The following is an 18,498-nucleotide window of genomic DNA, read 5'->3' on the forward strand; positions in this document are numbered from 1 at the left end:
GCAGGGGCGAGAACGGATGCTTGGACGAAGGTTCGGACAAACGTTCGGACAAATGCTCGGATAAATGTTCAGACAAATGCTCGGACAGATGCTCAAACGGTTCCGTCACGCTACTCCTCTGCGACTCCAGGATTTGGTCATTCTGATACGACCTCTGACACAACCTCTGAATCAAGCCTCAATGGGCCGCAGCGTCGTCACGGCATAGTGGCAGGGCGAGAGATGCTGACTGGCAAGGCGGTGCAGGTCTTCGACCTGGAGACTCTGGATGCGATCGGGATAGGTGACGGATAGCTCGGCCTGGGCGATGGTGTTGTAGTAGCCGTAGAGGCCGGCAAGCTGGCTGGAGGTTTCGGTGGAAAAGGCGTAGTCGTTGCACAAGAGCCGCTTCACTCGGTTTAGCTCTGCGTCGGGAATGGGCGCAGCGCTGAGGGCCGAGAGGCGATCGCCCACAATTGCTTCCACCACGTCCAAATACTCCGGCTCCAACCAGGCCGTGATCGTAAACAGGCTGGAATCTCGCTGGAGCGAAAAGCTGCTGCCAATGTCATGAACCAACTGCCGCTCTTCCCGCAGTTCTCGCACCAGGCGCGACGTGCGCCCACCCGCCAGCAGCACCGACAGCACATCCAGCCCGTAGGCGCTCTGGAGTTGATCCACCCCAGGGCCCACCCAGGCCATCATCAGCCGCGCCGTTTCCAGCCGGGGCAGCCGCAGGTGTTGCCGTCGGATACCTGTCAGCGGTGGTTCTGCCTCGATCGGAATGGTGGGAAACTCCACCGCTGGGGCAAAGTCTGAAAAAGCCTGACGCGCCAGATCAATGGCATAGGCCGCATCGACATTGCCCACTATCACTACAGTCATCCGCTCTGGCTGGTAATGAGCGCGATGAAACGATCGCATTTCCTCTGGCCGCAGCGCCATCAGCCGTTCCACATCGCCCAGCACCGATCGCCCGTAGGGATGGGTCTGGTAGACCGTTTCCGACAGCGCTTGAAACCCCAGCCAGTCCGGATCGTCCTCAGACTGGCGCAGTTCCTCCAGCACCACATCCCGCTCCCGCTCAAACTCTTCATCGGGAATCGCCGCCCGCAGCAGCAGTTCTGCCAGACAGGGCAGCGTGTCGGGCAGGGATTCGGCTGTGGTGTTGATGAAGAAGTGGGCGTAGTCGTGGCTTGTTGCCGCGTTGGTCACGCCGCCATAGTTTTCGATCACGTAATCGAAGTATCCCGGCGGCAGTTTCTCGGTTCCCTTGAAGATCATGTGTTCCAGGAAATGGGCCACGCCAGCCCAAGGCTCTGGTTCGGCGATCGCCCCCGCCTGCACCCACACGTCTACCGTGACAACGGGCGTGGGAACCTGTTGATGAATAATCGTTAGCCCATTTTCCAGGGTGTAGCGCTGGGCAAGAAACTGGGCCGTCTGGGTCGAAAGAAGTGTAGTCAAGCGTTTGACGATCCTTGACAGAAATTTGGGATAAGAAATGGTTAATTTGGAAACAGCTAATTTTAACCATAGTAGCGCTTTCTGTTCGCTTTGCCGAATTCCGACCAGTGGCGGAGATCGGGGCAAGGGACGAGTCGCCTGCGATCGCCCTGAGTTCAGATGCAGGAATTACTTGCAGGAATTGCTTGCAGCGATTGTTTGCAGCGATTGCTGGCAGGGATTGCTTTAGATTGCCCATCGGTTTGCTTCGTGTCGTAGCGAATCACACTGCACAAACGCCTGGCTGTACCAGTACAATTCAAGCTACAGCGTTTCTGAAGCCAGTGAGGTATGCAGGAGGCTATAAGCCTTGAGTCTTTAGGACGGGGTGTACCCTATCCCGCAGGAAAGTGCTGTATTGCAGTCTATGAATCTTGATTTTGATTAGGACGTTTCCCAATGACGCAGTATCACACGGACGCAATCACCAACGGCAACGGTCATGTTGGCTCAGAGCCGGTGATCCTGGCTGAAAATGTGGAGAAATGGTACGACAACAATTTCCATGTGCTGCGCGGCGTTAGCCTGACGGTGCAAAAGGGCGAGGTGGTGGTGGTGATGGGGCCCTCCGGTTCGGGCAAGTCCACCTTTATCCGCACGTTCAACGCGCTAGAAAGCTATCAAAAGGGCAAGATTGTTATTGATGGGATTCACCTGTCCCACGATCTGAAGAATATCGATGCCATTCGCCGCGAGGTGGGGATGGTGTTTCAGCAGTTCAATCTGTTCCCCCATCTGTCGGTGCTGCAAAACGTGATGCTGGCTCCCATTTGGGTGCGCCGCTGGCCCAAGGCCCGTGCGGAAGAGAAGGCGCTGCAACTGCTAGAGCGGGTGGGCATTTTGGAGCAGGCAAAGAAATTTCCGGGGCAGCTTTCGGGGGGGCAGCAGCAGCGGGTGGCGATCGCCCGCGCGCTGGCGATGGAGCCGAAGATCATGCTGTTTGACGAACCCACCAGCGCCCTCGACCCAGAAATGGTGCGCGAGGTGCTGGACGTGATGCGGACGCTGGCCCGATCAGGGATGACGATGGTCTGCGTGACCCACGAAGTCGGCTTTGCCCGCGAGGTGGCCGATCGCGTGGTGCTGATGGCGGACGGGCTGCTAGTCGAAGAAGGCACGCCCGAAACCTTTTTCAACAATCCCAAAGAGGAGCGGACGCAGAAGTTTCTGTCGCAGATCCTGTGAGGGAAAGGTTTGCGGCTGCGAGTGAAGGCTGGAAGCTGGCCGCTGATGTGTCATCTGGCTGCCTGACCGTTCTAGCGACTTGAAGCCTGGTCCTGATCCCTGTCCGCCAGCGCCGTGTTATTGTGGAGAAGACCTGGATCCACGCGACTACAACGCCCAAACCTTGTCAGGACCGGAAGGTAGCAGCAATACGGGATGCTTGTAGTAGGCGTGGTCTCCGGGTCTTTTTGTGCATTTATTTTGTGTATTTGTTCGGGTATTTGTTCGGGATATTGAGCAGACGGTGGAACGGCTTCAGGCAGAGCGGATCGAGTCGATTAAGGCCGGAGGACTGAGTGCCCTGGTTTGCGGGACGGTGGTGCTGGTGGGGGCGATCGCCAACACGCTGCTTGCTTCTCGCTGGAGTGTGCTAACCGTTCTCTCGCTCAACTGGGCGATCTTTTTGCATCTTGCCAACGCGGTTCTGGCGGGTTTTCTCTTTGGCGTGACCTATCGCTACGTGGTGCGCCAGGGCGAAAATCCCCACCTCAGTTCCGGCGCGGTGCTGGCGTTTGCGCTGGTGCGCGGTCTGGCGCAGCTTGAGACGGGCTGGACGCTGCACGGCAACCCGACGCTGCTATTAATCTTGGGTGGTGAGAGCCTGTTGATGCTGGCGATCGCCGCTGCGGTGCTGAATTTTGCGCTATCTCGCAAGGCAATTCTGCCTTTTGTATCATTCTGACCTGCTGCTGTACTCACAACTTCTGGAACCCGGTAGGCTGAAAGGAAAACCGGGAGTGGAGCATGGCCAGCGAAGTCAAGCTAATCGTCGAGATGGTGACGGTGCTGGGGGCGGCAACGGCGGGCGGTTATTTGTCAAACCGACTGCGACAGCCCGTGCTGCTGGGCTATCTGCTGGGAGGCATCGTGGTCGGCCCGGCGGGGCTGGGTCTGGTAGCACTGGAAGGCGACATCGAGGTGCTGGCAACGGTCGGCATCGCGCTGCTGCTGTTTGCGCTGGGTGTAGAACTGTCGCTCAAAGACCTGATGCGGATGCGGCAGATTGCGCTGGGCGGCGGCACGCTACAAATTTTGCTGACAATTTTGCTGGGCGGTGGACTAGCCTACGGGCTAGGCTGGGTCGCCACGATTCCCAAAGCGGTGTTTTTGGGCGCGGTGCTGTCGCTATCATCCACCGCAGTCGTGCTGAAAAGCCTGCTCGACCGCAACGAGATGAATAGCCTGCACGGGCAGATTATGCTCACGATTTTGATCGTGCAGGATCTGGCGGTGGGCATCATGCTGGCGGTGCTGCCCGCTCTAACGCGATCGCCCGATGAGATCGGCATGGCCCTTCTTGCTGCTCTGCTAAAAGCGCTCTTGTTTATGGGCGGGGCAGCTTTGGCGGGCATCTGGCTGATTCCCAGAATGATTCAACGGCTGGCGCGGAGCGGCTCACCGGAACTGTTTTTGCTGGGAATTTTGGTGCTGTGTCTTGGCGTGGCGCTGCTCACCTCAGCGATTGGGCTAGGCATCGAGATGGGGGCGTTTGTGGCGGGGCTGCTGGTGTCGAATGTGGAATATGCCGACCACGCGCTGGATCGGGTGCTGCCGATGCGGGATGTGTTTGCCACGCTGTTTTTCGCCTCGATTGGGCTGCTGATCGATCCAGTGTTTTTGTGGGAGAATGCCTGGGTTTTGGCGGGTTTGGTGGCGACGGTGATGTTGGGCAAAGCGGCGATCGCCACTGGCCTTGTCCGCGCCTTTGGCTATTCCCTCAGGACGGCGCTCCTGGTAGGGCTGGGAATTAACCAAATCGGCGAATTTTCCTTTGTGCTGGCAGGGGTGGCCCGCAGTGCCGACCTGTTTCCCCAACATGTCTATGGTCTAACAGTGGGCACGGCGGCCGCAACGCTGCTGATTACGCCCTTTATCCTGCGAGGCACGCCAACAATCCTGATCTGGCTAGAACAGGTTCCCCGCCTAAAAGCCTGGCTAGAACCGCAGCGATCGCCCCAATACACCGGCCCTGCCGATGGGCTAAGCAACCACGTTGTCGTAGCAGGCTATGGGCGAGTTGGGCAAACTCTGGTGCGAATGCTGTACTTTCAGGGCTATCGTTTGCTGGTCATTGATAACAACGAGGCAGTGCTGGGCAACCTGCGAGATCGGCAAATTCCTTACCTGCTGGGGGATGCGTCTAGTCTAGTGTTGTTGGAAAAGGCAAACTTATCTAGCGCCAAAGCGATGGCGATCGCCCTGCCTGATCCCTTCGCCACCCGCCTCGCGCTGCAACGCGCCCTCAGCCTTGCCCCCGATCTGGATATCACCGTGCGGGCCCACGCCACCGATGAAATCGACGCGCTTTATCAACTGGGGGCGCAGGAAGTCGTCCAGCCAGAGTTTGAGGCCTCGCTGGAAATGGGGGCCCATCTGCTGCTGAAACTGGGCGATTCGGTGTCTGCGGTGCAGCAGGTGGTGCATCGCTATCGCAGCGGGCGCTATCGCGACATCTTGCCAGAGCGGGCAGAATATTGGGGGCGATCGGATCTAGACGCGGCCACCGAAGGTTTTCCCAAGCACTGGTATTTGCTAGAGCCAGAGTCGCCGCTGGTGGGGCTGAGCCTAGCCCAGGCAAACGTGCGCCGCACCACTGGCGCAACGATCATGGCGATCGAGCGTCAAAAACAGCTCCACGCCTACCCCCTGGGCGACACGCTGCTAGAGGCGGGCGATCGCCTGCTGGTGGTGGGCAATGCCGACGAGCATCATGCCTTTACCGCGCTGATCGACGGCAGCTCATTTCCGCTCGAACCCAACCGATATACTGAAGACAAGACTTAAGACCAGTAAGACAAGATTGAGAACCGAACGGCAGCGGAGAACCGCACACTTCCCCCGCGCCGCTTGCAGAGGAGGCATCGTGAAAATTGCAGTGACCGGGGCAACCGGATTTGTAGGAACGCGACTGGTGGAGCGGCTGGTCGAAGAGGGGCACAGCGTCGTCGCGCTGACTCGCAGCAAGACGCACGGCGATCGCGTCTTTCCCAAATCGGCGTTTCCCAACGTAGACGTGGTGGAATATTCGCCGCTAGAGTCGGGCGAGTGGCAGCAGGCGCTCTCTGGCTGCGACGGCGTGGTCAATCTGGCGGGCGCGGGCATCGCCGACGAGCGCTGGACCCCAGAGCGCAAGCAGGAAATTTTGGATAGCCGCAAGGTGGGGACGGAGAAGATTGTAGAGGCGATCGCCCAGGCAAACCCCAAGCCGTCGGTTCTGGTGAACTCTTCCGCCATCGGCTATTATGGCACCAGCGAAACCGCTACCTTCGACGAAAGCAGCGCCCCCGGCGACGACTTTTTGGCGCAGGTCTGTCAGGCGTGGGAAGCCGCCGCCGAGTCGGCCCAGTCTAACGGCACTCGCGTTGTGATTCTGCGAACTGGAATCGTCCTCGGCATGGGCGGCGCACTGGGCAAAATGCTCACGCCCTTTCGTCTGTTTGCGGGCGGGCCGCTGGGCACGGGTCGCCAGTGGTTTTCCTGGATTCACCGCGACGATTTGGTGAACCTGATTCTCAAAGCGCTGACCGATGCCAGCCTGTCGGGAACCTACAACGCCACCGCGCCAAATCCAGTGCGGATGGCAGAGTTTTGCCAAACGCTGGGGCAGGTGATGGGTCGTCCGTCGTGGCTGCCCGTGCCTGCTTTTGCGCTGGAGGCGCTGCTGGGCGATGCGGCACAGGTCGTGCTAGAAGGTCAGCAGGTTCTCCCCAAACGCACGCAGGAAAGCGGTTTTGCCTACCAATATCCAGAGGTAAAGGCGGCGATCGCCAATATCTTGCAGCAAGGCTAGTTTGCAGCAGGGCTGGCTTGCAACGAGCCTAGCACTCAACCCAGGCTTCGCGACACTTTGTGAAGCTTGTAAAGCCAGGAACAACTCCCCAGAGCTATTCTGGCAACTGTACTGGAATCGAGAGACTCGCCTGCAACTGGCGCTGCATCTCTTGACGGGCAATAAAGCGGCATCCCGCACAGTCGCAACCGCGCAGGGCGATCGCCATGTCGCCCTCTGCGTCTGAGCCAGTCAGCACCGCCAGCCCATCGCCCAATCCCGTGCAGCCACAGTCCAAGTCGTCCGGCGGAACCATTTCGCCCGTCTGTGTGCTGGAGAAAATCAGTTCTCGAATGGGCACCGTTTGCGCCAGCAGCGGCTTTGGCAGAACCAACCCCAGCGCCACTGCACCAGAGCAGCCCAGCCAAGTTAGCAAGCGTTTTTGAGTTGGGTTCATAAGCAAGAATGGGATGAACTCGCAGTTTGCCTACAGGTTGCCTTGGTACGACAGTTTGTACCTTGGTACAACACTCTTTGCCTTGGTACGACAGTTTACCGCAAAAGCAGTGGGCGATCGCAAACTCGGTTATGCATCACTTGACAACAGCAGACCCAGGATTTGCTGACTGAGTTCCCAAAAACCAGCCACTTCTTCAGCCTCCGTCATCGCGTTGGGCCTGTAGCTCAGCCGATCGAGATAATGGCGCACATTGCCCACGCCGACGGAATAGGGAAAGCGGCTTTTGTCGAACAGGCTCTCGTCATTCGGGCTGTCGCCTACGGTCACCAGTTGCGCGGGTGAGATGCGGGGAAAGTGCCGCTGCAAAACTTGTTCTAAGGCGCTGGCTTTGTCCTGAGCAGCGGGCTTGATGTGGCACTGCACGGTGCTGTAGGTAAAGCCCCAGCCCGCGTCCTGGCAGCGATCGCCCATCGTTTGCAAATCCGCCGCCGACAAGCCCCGCACATCAAACGTCCAATCAGTCAGCCGGAAGCGGTTGTCGGGGGCTTCCTGGATTTTGGGAAACGTGCTTTGAAGGTCGTGAAAAAGATCGGCCAGCGATCGCCGATGGGCCGCCAGATTGGGCACATGAACCAGAAACTCCGGCTCAGTGTCTCCGGGAAAGAACACGCCGCCATTTTCGGCGATCGCCCCCGCCACGGGCAGATACGACACCACGCCCTGCACCCACCCCGCCGATCGCCCCGTCACAATCACCACCGGAATGCCAGCCGCTTTCAGAGCCTCCAGTGCTTGTAGCAGCAGCGGCGTAAATTTGCCCTGGCGGGTCAGCGTGCCGTCCATATCGGTGGCAATCAAGCGAATCGAATTTGGCAAGTCTAGCAGCATGGTTTAACGCGAAAAAAATCGAGGGCATTCCCCAGGAAACACCCTCGATGAGTCTAAACGAAGCCGTGTGGCTTACACTAGCGTTTCATTGCGCTGTCCCCCATTACGCTTTCTCAAGCAATCGAGATCTGAGTATGGGTCAGAGCCGTGCCAGCGTTGAGTTGAGCAATCTTCACCTGCTGACCCGCGCCGCTGCCGTCGAGGTCAAAGAACAGCGCTCCCTTGCTTTGGTTGTAGATAAACCGCTCGGTTTCGGTCGCTGCCCTGCTGCCCAGGCGGAACTGCTCGGCGCTGATGCCCTTGCCAGTGGGCAGTTCTGCAAACTCTCGACCCAGCGTGATTTCGATGCGGTCTTCTGCTGCTTTGAAGTCGCGGAGGAAGTTGCTGCCCTTCTTGTTGGCAGCGATCTGGAAGGTGTCGCGACCTCTGCCGCCGATCAGCATATCCTTGCCGCTGCGACCAATCAGCACGTCGTCGCCCGCGCCGCCGATCAGGGTATCGTCATCCTGCCCACCGTTCAGCGTGTCGTTGCCGGTGCCACCGTGCAGCCAGTCATTGCCCAGGTCGCCTGCCACCATGTCGTCGCCGCCCAGTGCCCGGATGCGATCGCCCTTCTTCAGACCCACCAAAATTTCGCTCTGGTTGGTGCCCTTGAGGAAGTCCATTTCGTTGGTGCCCGGAAGGGTCGCGCGGTTCTTCATAGCTTCGCGGCGCTTCAGCCCGGCCAGCAGCCCGTCGCCGGTATTGGCATCTAGCACCTGATCGATGGTCTTCGTACCCAAGATCGCAGCCGCCAGATCCTTCGAGGTGTTGTTGACCAGGAAGCCCTGGAGTTCGCTAACTTCCCGCAGCAGCGCCGCCGCATTGCCCGGTTTTGCCAACACCGCCTGGAGCCGCTGCACGCCTTCCGCCATGATGGTAGCGACCTGATCGGCGATCTCCGTCACCTTGGCTAGCTCTGGCGCGGGGCTGACCATTTCCAGTGCGCCAACGGTCGTCTTCAGGATATTCGCCACCACCGAGGCATTGCTCAAATCCAGCGGCTTACCCGGTTCAATCGCATCGGCGATCGCCCCTGTTACCAGCATCGCCAGCATCTCGCCCGATAGCCCCGTTGCCCCCCGCAGCAGCGTCGCCGCCTGATCCATTAACGTGTAAATCGCCACATGGGCCGCCATCACTTTCGCCCCGTTCGGGTCGCCGTCGCGCATAGCAATAATCGGATCAAAGGTTCCCAGATCGAGAGCCGCAGGCAGTCCTAGCGCTTGCTTTACCTGGGCGGCGGCCGTCGCCACATCCACATCACCCATCCGCACCAGCGCGTTAATCATGGTGGTGATTGGCGTGACCATGCTATAGCCCACCGGAGCCGACAGCGGCACATCCATCTTCTCGTTGGTAAACGTGTCGTAGCCACCTACCGCCAGAATTTGCCCCTCATCGGGGTCAATCACGCCGTTTTCATTCTTGTCAAACAGTTCGGTAGCAAACTTCAGCTCGTAGGAGCCGTCGAAGCTGCTGATGGTGTAAGGCTCGTTCTCGTCCAGCACGCCGTTGTTGTTGGCATCCAGGAAGATCGTGGCCCCTGAAATATATTTCTGGCTGATCCGTCCTACAGAAGCGCCGCCCCCCACGCTGAACTCCATAATCTTGAACGTCGCCAGGTTCTTCCGCCATTCCTTGCCAATCAGCTTGCCCAAAATCCGCACCCCAACCCGCGCATAGGCATCCAGGAACACGTTCACCACGCCCTGAATCTGGAACAGGCTCAGCGGATTGCTCAGGCGAGACGTAATCTCAGTGGTGCGGATGCGGCCGTCACTGAGGTTGACAAACTCGCGAATGCCCCGCGAATTGAGCGTTGCAATCGTTTGTGGGCCAACAAGTGGACGGAGAAAAGAGATATGGCCAATCTGCCGATTGATCTCGTTCCAGACTCGGCTATACTCCGAATCCCAAACTGGATTTCGAGTATTTTCGCCTACGTCGATCAGGTCGATGCCTGCCTTGCCTCGCAGACCTCCGTCAATGCGCCCTTCGGCCACACCCACATTCACCCCAAAACCTGCGCCAATCGTCGCATCGACGGTAATTTCGTCGCCAGGGAAGTCGGTGACATAGAAACCATCAATCAGCCTGGAGGCGGCAGAACTGGAATAGCCCGCTCGCTGCCACTCTTGGAAGCCAAAGGTGTCGTAGCCAAAGTCGAGATTGCTTCGCACGCGGAGATCGCCGAACAACCTGCCTTCGAGCGGCCAAATCACGGGGAACTTCTGCTCCAGGCGAAGGTTGAAGTCCAGGTCGGGCATGTCGTAGCGGAACAGTGTCGCCGTGCGGCCCAGCAGCAGGTTAATCGCCTGGTTGGGATCAGACAAGATAGGGAAGCCCAGCCCTTCGACCCGGTTCAGCGCATTGATAAAGTTTCGCACGCGCGAATTGCTCGAAGCCTGGGTCAGGGAGTTTGTGCTTTGCCCTCTGGTGGTGCGGGGGCTGCTCTGGGACAGGCTGCCCGGTGCAGCATTGGTGTCTACAGTGCCGATGCTGTAGGAGCCAAAGTTGATGGCCAGGTTGCCGTCGCTGGCGGTGAGCTGGTTGAGGGCAGTGATGGCTGCATCCAGGGCGCTAATGGCATCGATGAACCGAGTGTCGATGCCGCGGCCAAAGCGCCAGCGGCTGAGGGTGCTAACAACTTCTACGACTGTGGCCCGGCCGTCGCGGTTTTGGTCAAAGGGGCCGGTCAAGCCCAGGCTGCTGAGGATGCGAGTGTCAGCGTTCAGGAAGTTGATGACCGGGCGGAAGGGGCTGATGGTATTGTCAATGCGAGTGAGGACGGGTCGGGCAAAGCCAGAGATAAAGGAACCCAGATCTAGCGTGACGTTGTTGAACTCAAGCTGGGGGTTGCCCGATGAGCTGCGTCCGTCGCGATAGGTAAAGGCGTTCCACTTGAGCGCCAAGTCAAAGTTGATGGAGGGCATTCCCTCGAAGTTGGCGATGCCTGTGCGGGCTTTCATGCCCAGGTTTGGCGTGATGGCAAATTCGGTGCCAAATAGTTCACGGAAGCTGGAATTGGCGTTGCGTCGCCGCAGTTCGGTCAGGGTGAGGCGATCGCCATCATTGGGCGCACCCGGAATATTGTCGATGTCTTTCAACAGCGCCTTAAAGCCGCCCGTCACCCGCGTAGGATTGGACAGATCATTGGTCAGGTTTGCCTGCAAGAAGCCCAGCGTGGCCTGGGCGCTAAAGTTGTTCGACAACGCAGCCGTCAGTTCTGCCCCAAAGAAAGTCTTGCTGGCGTTGGTGTTGAAATAGAAGCCGAAGTCATCATGGAACCCAAAGGTCAGCTTCATGCCGCCGAGGACGCTGGCATTGGCAGAACCCGTGGTTCTCATGCTCAGCATCGGCAGCCCCATGTTGCTGTTCAGCCCGACGGAACCCAGGTTGTAGGTCTGGGTCATGTCTAGCGTCACTTCAAACTGCTTCGCCTGACTGAAATCAGTCAGCACTCGCACACCAGGCAGATTGCGGCTCAGTCGGTTTTGGAATTCGCTAACGGTCAGTTGCTCCCCATTAGCCATGCCGCCGACGAGGGTGCTGGTCAGGTTCCTCAGGAAAGCAGGGACATAGCGATCGCTCAGCGTTCCCAGAATCGGCAGAGAACTCCGCGCCAGGTCGTTGTCCAGCACTACGGCTAGCTGGGTCAGCGCCCCCGTCACGCCAGAGCGGAACTTCTCCACGTCAATTTCTGGCACATCCTGCACGTTGATCGTGAAGCTCTGGGTGCGGCTGAGGCTGGGCGACCCGTTGTCAAAGGCCGTGATGCTGAGATTGACCTGCTTTTCCTGTTCAAAGTCGATGCTTTGGCCAAACTTCAGCTTCAGTTGCCCATTCACTACTTCAAAGCGCTGATCGCTAACCGTAAAGCTATGAGTTTGGTTGCGATCTTGATCAGCAACCGTCAGGCGGCCAATCACCACGCCAGCATCGTTTTCTCGCACAGCGTTGTTGCTGAGGGTGATGCTGGTGGGTGCGTCGTTCAGGTCGTTGACGGTAATGCTAAACTGCCGCTCAAAGAACTGCCCGCCCTGATCCGTCGTGCGGACGCGAATCGTGTAGTTCGGCTTGGTTTCAAAATCGGGAGCGTTGCGGATGCGGAGCTGGTTGCCAACGATGGTGAAGGCAGTATTGTCAGCCGAGCCAGCGCCCGATACCAGCGTGTAGGTGTGGGTATTGCCTGCATCGGGATCGGTGGTGGTGAACGTGCCGATCACACTATTCGCGGGCACGTTCTCATTCACGTTCGTAGCGCTGAACTCCAGTTGAGTCGGCGCTTCGTTGACGTTGTTGATGCCGATGTTGACCGTGCGTTCGGTGAACAATCCACCCTGATCGGTCGAACGAAGACGAATGCTGTAGCTATTCTTGGTCTCAAAGTCAGGTGAAGTATTGATCCGAAGCTGGTTTCCTACAATGCTAAATTCAGCATTGTCAGTGTCACCTTCGCCGCTCACTAGCGTATAGGTATGCGTGTTGCCTGTGTCGGGATCGACTGTGCTGAGAATTGCAACAGCGCTGTTCGCAGGAACGTTCTCATTGACGTTCGTGGTGCTGAGATTGATGGCGGTCGGGGTTTCGTTCACGTTGTTAACCGTGATCACCATCTGCCGCTCAAAAATGCCGCCACTCTGGTCGCGCGATCGCACGCGGATGTTGTAGCTGGGCTTCACCTCAAAGTTAGGCGATACGTTAATTCGGAGCTGATTGCCGACAATCGTAAACGCTGCGTTATCCGTCGAGCCGACCCCATTCACCAGGCTATAGGTATGCACATCGCCAGGGTTGGGATCGACCGTCGAAAACGTGCCCACGACGGTATTGGCAGAAACGTTTTCATCAATGCTGGCGGTGCTGAGGCTAATGCTGGTCGGCGGCGCATTGCCCGACTCGTCTACATCCGTGATGTTGATCTGAACGGCTTTTTCATAGAACAGCCCATCGCGATCGACGGCGCGAATCCGAACCCGATACACCGACTTAGCTTCAAAGTCTGGCATATCGTTGATTCGCAGCTCGTTGCCCTCCAGGGTAAAGGCGGCATTGTCGTCGTCGCCCGCACCTGCCACCAGCAAATAGGTATGCTCGTCCTCTGCATCTGGGTCTACGGCGCTGAGCGTGGCCACCACCGTATCCGGCACCACATTTTCTTCAACGCTGGTGCTGCTCAGGATAATATCCGTCGGAGCCTCATTTACGCTGTTGACGTAAACCGTCAGGACGCGGTCAAAGAAGCGCCCAGTCTGGTCGGTCGTGCGAACCCGGAGGCTGTAGCTGTTCTTGGCTTCAAAATCGGGTGACGTGTTAATTCGCAGCTCGTCGCCAACAATCGTGAACGCACCATTGTCGTCATCGCCTGTGCCGCTGACTAGGCTGTAGGTGTGGGTGTCTCCCATGTCGGGATCAATCGTACTTAGCGTGCCGACGACGGTATCGGCAGGGACGTTTTCCAACAGTTCATTGCTGCTGAGTTGCAGATTGGTTGGCGCTTCTTCCAGGTTGTTGATGTTGACCGTGAACATGCGCTCGGTGAATAATCCGCCCTGATCCGTCGTGCGAACCCGAATGCTGTAGCTGCTCTTGGTTTCAAAGTCGGGGGAGGCATTGATCCGCAGTTCGTTGCCGACAATCGTGAAGGCGGCGTTGTCTGCATCTCCCGCACCCGCCACCAGGCTGTAGGTGTGGGTGTTGCCAGTGTCGGGGTCAACGGTACCGAAGTTGCCAATTAGAGAATTGGCAGGAATATTTTCATCTCGTGTGGTGTTGCTCAGCGTTAGGTTGGTCGGCGCTTCGTTCACGTCGTTCACGTTGATAGTGAAGACGCGCTCAAAGAACAGCCCACCTTGATCGGTCGTGCGGACGCGGATGCTGTAGCTGTTCTTGGTTTCAAAGTCGGGTGAGGTGTTAATCCGAAGCTGGTTGCCGACAATGCTGAAAGTAGCGTTATCGGTGTCTCCCGCCCCTGCTACGAGGCTGTAGGTGTGAGTATTGCCTGCGTCGGGGTCAACGGTGCTAAGTCCACCCACTGTGAAACCAGCGATAACATTCTCGTTAACACTGGTGCTGCTGAGGTTGACATTCGTTGGGGCATTGTTCACAACTTGGTTGATGTTGAGCGCGATCGCCCCCGTGTTTGAATTAAAGCCATCAACCGAAATTTGGTAGGTTGTTCCAGCAGTTGTATTGAGGGTGATGCGACTTGCCAGGCTTCCCCCTGAGTCGTCGTCAGAAGCCACTAGATTGAGTGTGGCGAGCGTCGATCCGGTGTAGACAAAGAGAAATGTGTCAAAGCTACTGCCGATGGTGTCGATAACATACTGCCCGGTCGTGGGAGCCGTCCAAGACCACCACGCAGAGTTGACGATGCCGCTTTGCGCTGGCTCACCCATCTCTGCTGTTGCGCCAACGTTGGAACCTGTAGTGCTGACGTTAGTGCCGCTCAGGACAAATCGATTAGCAAAGTTGTCGTTGCCTGGACTGAGAATTCCTGAATAGAGGTGTCTGGCAGTTTCAGAAATGGCTGGCTGGGATAGGGTTCCAGTTCCTTGAGGAAAGCTGACTTCCAGTTCCCAATTGCCGCCCAGAGATGCGCTGCCCGTGTCGGTGGTGGAGGCGACGATAGTGGCTCCAGTCAGTTGGTGCAGCTTTTGCAAAAACTCTGCCCCGGCTTCGCCTGCTGCGACACGGCAGCCGTAGAGGATTAGCATGGGCTGGTTCGACGCGTTTGCGGCGGCGGAAAACCAGGACTGTAGCTCCCAGGCGTAGCGGTCGAGGGTTTCCAGCGAGAGGAGGCGATCGCCCAACCGCAAACAGCCCTCGCTGCCGTGAGATACGAGGTGAACCTGGTTAACCTGTGGATATTGGGTCAGAACGGCCGTAATTTGCGCGATCGCATCTTGCTGAGCATCCAGCACCAGCACGCCCGCAGCGTCCGACACACCCGCCACCAGCGTTCCCAGATCCGCAATGCCTCGATCAAACACGACGAGTGTGCAGGCGCTTTTGGGAACCGACAGGACTTGTTGAGTTGAATCGGTTAAGGCAGATGAGGACAATCTAGAAACCAGGGAGGGAAGACAAACTGCGGACATAGCTAAGATCGCTCCTAAGCAAGGATGAAACAGTAGGTAAATGAATAGCCCCAATCAACAGACTGGACTCTAAAGCAGGGCAAGTTTGAGGCAGCGCGATCTGCCGCTCTGCAACCGCAGAGACGTATGGTACACAGATGCAAACTGTGCAAAAATCAGCGCCAAGAACAGGCGACGGGAAAGTGTGCTGTAGAATGCGCCAACTGTCTCGACGATGCACCCTATTGACAGAGAAACAAGGCGGCGGCGGGGATGCAGGCGCGTATTTTGATCGGAAACCGGCTTGGCTTGCTCGCTTCGATGTGATGGGAACTGCTCTAAGGAAGCGAACCAGACAAAATTACGGCAAGGCTAGCGGTTAGTAGATTTTTAACTTAGCCACTCAGCCTTAGAGAGAGCGAGACACGCTACAGAAGGCACTTGCTGCAATAGAACCCTTCGAGAAACAAACAAGACAATTTTGTATAAACCGCTCCTAAACTCATATTTTGACTATCTATCTTTCGATAGAGGCATAGCGTCCTGAGACTCACGGTTAATTATGTGCTTCATAGAAAAATTACAGCGAGAATTCGCGTGTAATTACTGAAGACGCAAGGAATAGAATCTAACGGTTGCCTGTTATGGTTGGCAAAGGATGCTCCCCAAACACCAACAGAGCGTGAAAATCACTGCATGGAACGGCTACACAGCGATTTGCCAAACGGTGTAAAGCTTAAGATTGCCTGTGATTTATGATCCGTTCAAAGGCGATCTAGGGTTAGGCATCCTAGGCCGGCAAACTGTTTGAGGCAATTCTTGATGGACAGAAGCGCCCCGTTGTGGGGCAAAAAGTATGCTGTTTATGCCCCGTCTTGTGGGTGTACCCCACTTTTGTAACCCTCACCCTAAATTCCTCTCCCAAGGCGGGAGAGGGACTTCCAGTCCGGCTCCCCTCTCCCTTTTTTGGGAGAAGGGGCTGGGGGATGAGGGCAAAGTTGCAGAACTAGGATACGCCCTGTTTTATGCCCCGTTTTGTGCCCTATGAAGAGGCGATCGCCCCCCCGCACGACTCAACTTAACACTCCCAGTCTTGCGCCTATTGCCGCGTGGTTTCAGCACCAAGGCTGGGAGCCATTGTCGTTTCAGCAGGAAACCTGGGAGGCGTTTTTGGCGGGGCGCAGTGGGCTGGTGCAGGTGCCCACTGGGTCTGGCAAAACCTACGCAGCGGTAATGGGGGCGATCGCCGCCATGCTGCACGACCCCAAGCCAGGGCTGCAACTGCTGTACCTGACCCCGCTGCGATCGCTCTCCCGTGACATCGAGCAATCCATCCGCCGCCCTATCGAAGACATGGGCTGGGATCTGCGGGTCGAGTCGCGCACGGGCGACACCAGTGCCAGCCGCAAAGCCCGCCAGCTCAAAAATATGCCGCAGATTCTGATTACCACACCAGAATCGCTTTCTCTGATGCTGTCCTACGCTGGGGCAGAGACGCTCTTTGGCAGCCTGCGAGCGGTGATTCTGGACGAGTGGCATGAGTTGCTCAGTTCCAAACGGGGCACCCAGACCGAACTCTGCCTTTCGGCACTGCGTCAATTGCGCCCGTCGCTGCAAACCTGGGCCCTATCGGCCACGCTGGGTAATATTCAGGAAGCTGCCCAGGTCGCCGTGGGGCTAGATATCGAACCCGTGGTGATTCAAACCAACCTCCAGCGGCAAACGATCATTCGCAGCATCCTGCCCGACTCGGTAGACACCTTTCCCTGGGCGGGGCATTTGGGCCTGCGAATGTTTCAGGAACTTGTAGATGCTCTGGATATCGAAACCTCCACGCTAATTTTTACCAACACCCGCGCCCAGGCAGAAAAGTGGTATCAGGCGCTCACCTTTGCCCTGCCCGACCACGCAGACCGCATTGCACTCCACCACGGCTCCATCGACGTGCAAGAGCGAGAGGCGATCGAAGCAGCCGTGAAAACTGGAGCCATCAAGTGGGTGGTTTGCACCTCATCGCTGGATTTGGGTGTAGACTTTCAGCCCGTGGAGCGCGTCGTGCAAATTGGCAGCGCCAAAAACCTGGCCCGATTATTGCAAAGAGCTGGGCGATCGGCCCACGTCCCCGCAGGCACGTCCGAGATTTTCTTCCTGCCTACCAACTCGCTGGAGCTATTGGAAATTTCTGCCTTTCGCAATGGGCTGGCCCAGGGCGATATCGAAGTACGCCGCCCGCTTCATAAGCCCTACGACGTGCTAATTCAGCACCTAGTCACCCTGGCCTGTGGGGATGGTTTCACGCCTGCCGACACGCTCTCCGCCATTCGCAAAACAGTATCCTACGAACGCTTAACGGATGCCGAATTTACCTGGATACTCGACTTTTTGGAAAAGGGTGGGAAGTCGCTCAGCGCCTACCCAAGGTACAGAAAAATCACGCTGGAGGATGACCACTATCGGGTTATCGATCCGCAAATTTCCCGGATGCATCGGATGGGTATCGGAACGATTACGTCTAACCAATCGGTACAGATCCAGTACACCAATCGCCGCAAGATTGGCACGATTGAGGAAAGCTTTGCATCCAAACTACAAAAGGGCGATGTGTTCTTTTTTGCAGGGCGGCAGCTTGAGTTTTTTCAAATGAAAGACATGGTGGTTTACGTCAAGGGCACAAGCAAGAAGTCTACTGTAACCCCGACCTGGGGCGGCGGAAATCTCGCAATATCCGACACATTAAGTACGCACCTGAGACGTGAAATTGAACAGAGCCAGGATGCAAACACAAATCTAGAACTCACCTGCTTGAAACCCATTCTGTCTGCTCAGCAGCGCATTTCCCACCTGCCCGCTGTAAACGAACTGCTGATTGAAACCTGCAAGACCCGTGAAGGACAGCATCTCTATGTCTATCCCTTTGAAGGGCGCTTTGTGCATGAGGGGCTGGGCTTTTTGTGGGGCTATCGGTTTGCGCGACAAAAGCAGGCGACGTTTACGATTTCGGTAAATGACTATGGATTTGAAATCCTCGCACCCAAAGACTATCCTTTTCAGGAGTTGTTTTCCGATGACTTCTTTAGTCTAGAGAATCTGGAAGCCGACATTCGCGCCAGCCTTAACCTATCGGAACTCACCGCCCGCAAGTTTCGCGGCATTGCCCAGATTGCTGGGCTGGTGTTCAAGGGCTATCCCTCTGCCAAAAAGACGGCAGGGCAACTCCAGGTCAGTTCGTCGCTGATTTACGAAGTGTTTTCCAAATATGAACCGGATAACTTGCTGCTGAAGCAAGCAGAGCAAGAAGTCCTCACAGATCAGCTAGAGGTGCATCGGCTGGCCAAAACGCTGGATAGAGTGCGATCGCTCTCTCTGGTGTGGCAAACCACTAAACGACCATCGCCCTTTGCTTTTCCGCTGCTGGTGGAGCGGCTCAACTCGCGCCTGTCGAACGAGAGCCTGCTAGAGCGCATCGAGCGGATGAAGCAGCAGTGGGACGGCAAAGCGTGAACCCCAGGCAGAAAAAGCATTGCAGCCAGCGCTTTGTAAAATTGGGGACA

9 protein-coding genes and 1 other RNA gene are annotated in these 18,498 nt (G+C 57.1%); 6 read left to right on the plus strand and 4 right to left on the minus strand.

Features of this window, described 5'->3' with window-relative positions; translation table 11 throughout:
• Window positions 1-171: 171 nt before the first annotated feature.
• Window positions 172-1,446, minus strand: coding sequence for a pitrilysin family protein (locus IGS16_RS08115; protein WP_297084885.1), 1,275 nt, complete (start codon window positions 1,444-1,446; stop codon window positions 172-174).
• Between the two features lie 438 nt (window positions 1,447-1,884).
• Between IGS16_RS08115 and IGS16_RS08120 the strand changes: the two genes are divergently transcribed.
• The 5 genes from IGS16_RS08120 to IGS16_RS08140 all read left to right on the plus strand — a co-directional run bounded on the left by IGS16_RS08120 (window position 1,885) and on the right by IGS16_RS08140 (window position 6,499).
• Window positions 1,885-2,670, plus strand: coding sequence for an amino acid ABC transporter ATP-binding protein (locus tag IGS16_RS08120; RefSeq protein ID WP_068512250.1), 786 nt, complete (start codon window positions 1,885-1,887; stop codon window positions 2,668-2,670).
• Window positions 2,671-2,800: 130 nt separating this feature from the next.
• An RNA gene (ffs, locus tag IGS16_RS08125) (signal recognition particle sRNA small type) lies at window positions 2,801-2,897 on the plus strand.
• Window positions 2,898-2,899: 2 nt separating this feature from the next.
• A complete protein-coding gene (locus tag IGS16_RS08130) occupies window positions 2,900-3,391 on the plus strand; it encodes a hypothetical protein (RefSeq protein ID WP_297084887.1) in 492 nt (163 codons plus the stop codon).
• 62 nt (window positions 3,392-3,453) lie between these two features.
• Window positions 3,454-5,493 (plus strand): cation:proton antiporter, encoded by a 2,040-nt coding sequence (locus IGS16_RS08135; protein WP_297084889.1) that lies wholly within the window; start codon window positions 3,454-3,456, stop codon window positions 5,491-5,493.
• Window positions 5,494-5,572: 79 nt separating this feature from the next.
• Window positions 5,573-6,499: a TIGR01777 family oxidoreductase gene (locus IGS16_RS08140; RefSeq protein ID WP_297084890.1), complete on the plus strand. Its 927-nt coding sequence runs from the start codon at window positions 5,573-5,575 to the stop codon at window positions 6,497-6,499.
• A 94-nt stretch (window positions 6,500-6,593) separates the two neighbouring features.
• Here the strand turns inward: IGS16_RS08140 and IGS16_RS08145 are convergent, their stop codons facing one another.
• From IGS16_RS08145 to IGS16_RS08155, 3 genes are all read right to left on the minus strand, one after another.
• The gene (locus IGS16_RS08145) at window positions 6,594-6,935 is read right to left on the minus strand and encodes a hypothetical protein (RefSeq protein ID WP_297084892.1); all 342 of its coding nucleotides are present in this window, start codon (window positions 6,933-6,935) and stop codon (window positions 6,594-6,596) included.
• Between the two features lie 129 nt (window positions 6,936-7,064).
• The gene (locus tag IGS16_RS08150; protein WP_297084894.1) at window positions 7,065-7,826 is read right to left on the minus strand and encodes an HAD family hydrolase; all 762 of its coding nucleotides are present in this window, start codon (window positions 7,824-7,826) and stop codon (window positions 7,065-7,067) included.
• Between the two features lie 113 nt (window positions 7,827-7,939).
• Entirely contained in the window at window positions 7,940-14,932 is a 6,993-nt protein-coding gene (locus IGS16_RS08155) for a DUF4347 domain-containing protein (protein WP_297084896.1), read from the minus strand.
• Between the two features lie 1,059 nt (window positions 14,933-15,991).
• Here IGS16_RS08155 and IGS16_RS08160 point away from each other — a divergent pair.
• On the plus strand, window positions 15,992-18,448 hold the full coding sequence (locus IGS16_RS08160; RefSeq protein ID WP_297084898.1) for a ligase-associated DNA damage response DEXH box helicase: 2,457 nt from the start codon (window positions 15,992-15,994) through the stop codon (window positions 18,446-18,448).
• The last annotated feature ends 50 nt before the right edge of the window (window positions 18,449-18,498 follow it).

It is taken from the genome of Thermoleptolyngbya sp. C42_A2020_037 (genome assembly GCF_015272455.1).
Classification (GTDB): Bacteria; Cyanobacteriota; Cyanobacteriia; order Elainellales; family Elainellaceae; genus Thermoleptolyngbya.

What these genes read in the sequence shown, in the direction of transcription:
- IGS16_RS08120 (WP_068512250.1), top strand. Translation starts at nt 1,885, where the DNA reads ATGACGCAGTATCACACGGACGCAATCACCAACGGCAACGGTCATGTT.
- IGS16_RS08135 (WP_297084889.1), top strand. Translation starts at nt 3,454, where the DNA reads ATGGCCAGCGAAGTCAAGCTAATCGTCGAGATGGTGACGGTGCTGGGG.
- IGS16_RS08145 (WP_297084892.1), bottom strand. Translation starts at nt 6,935, where the DNA reads ATGAACCCAACTCAAAAACGCTTGCTAACTTGGCTGGGCTGCTCTGGT.
- IGS16_RS08150 (WP_297084894.1), bottom strand. Translation starts at nt 7,826, where the DNA reads ATGCTGCTAGACTTGCCAAATTCGATTCGCTTGATTGCCACCGATATG.
- IGS16_RS08160 (WP_297084898.1), top strand. Translation starts at nt 15,992, where the DNA reads ATGAAGAGGCGATCGCCCCCCCGCACGACTCAACTTAACACTCCCAGT.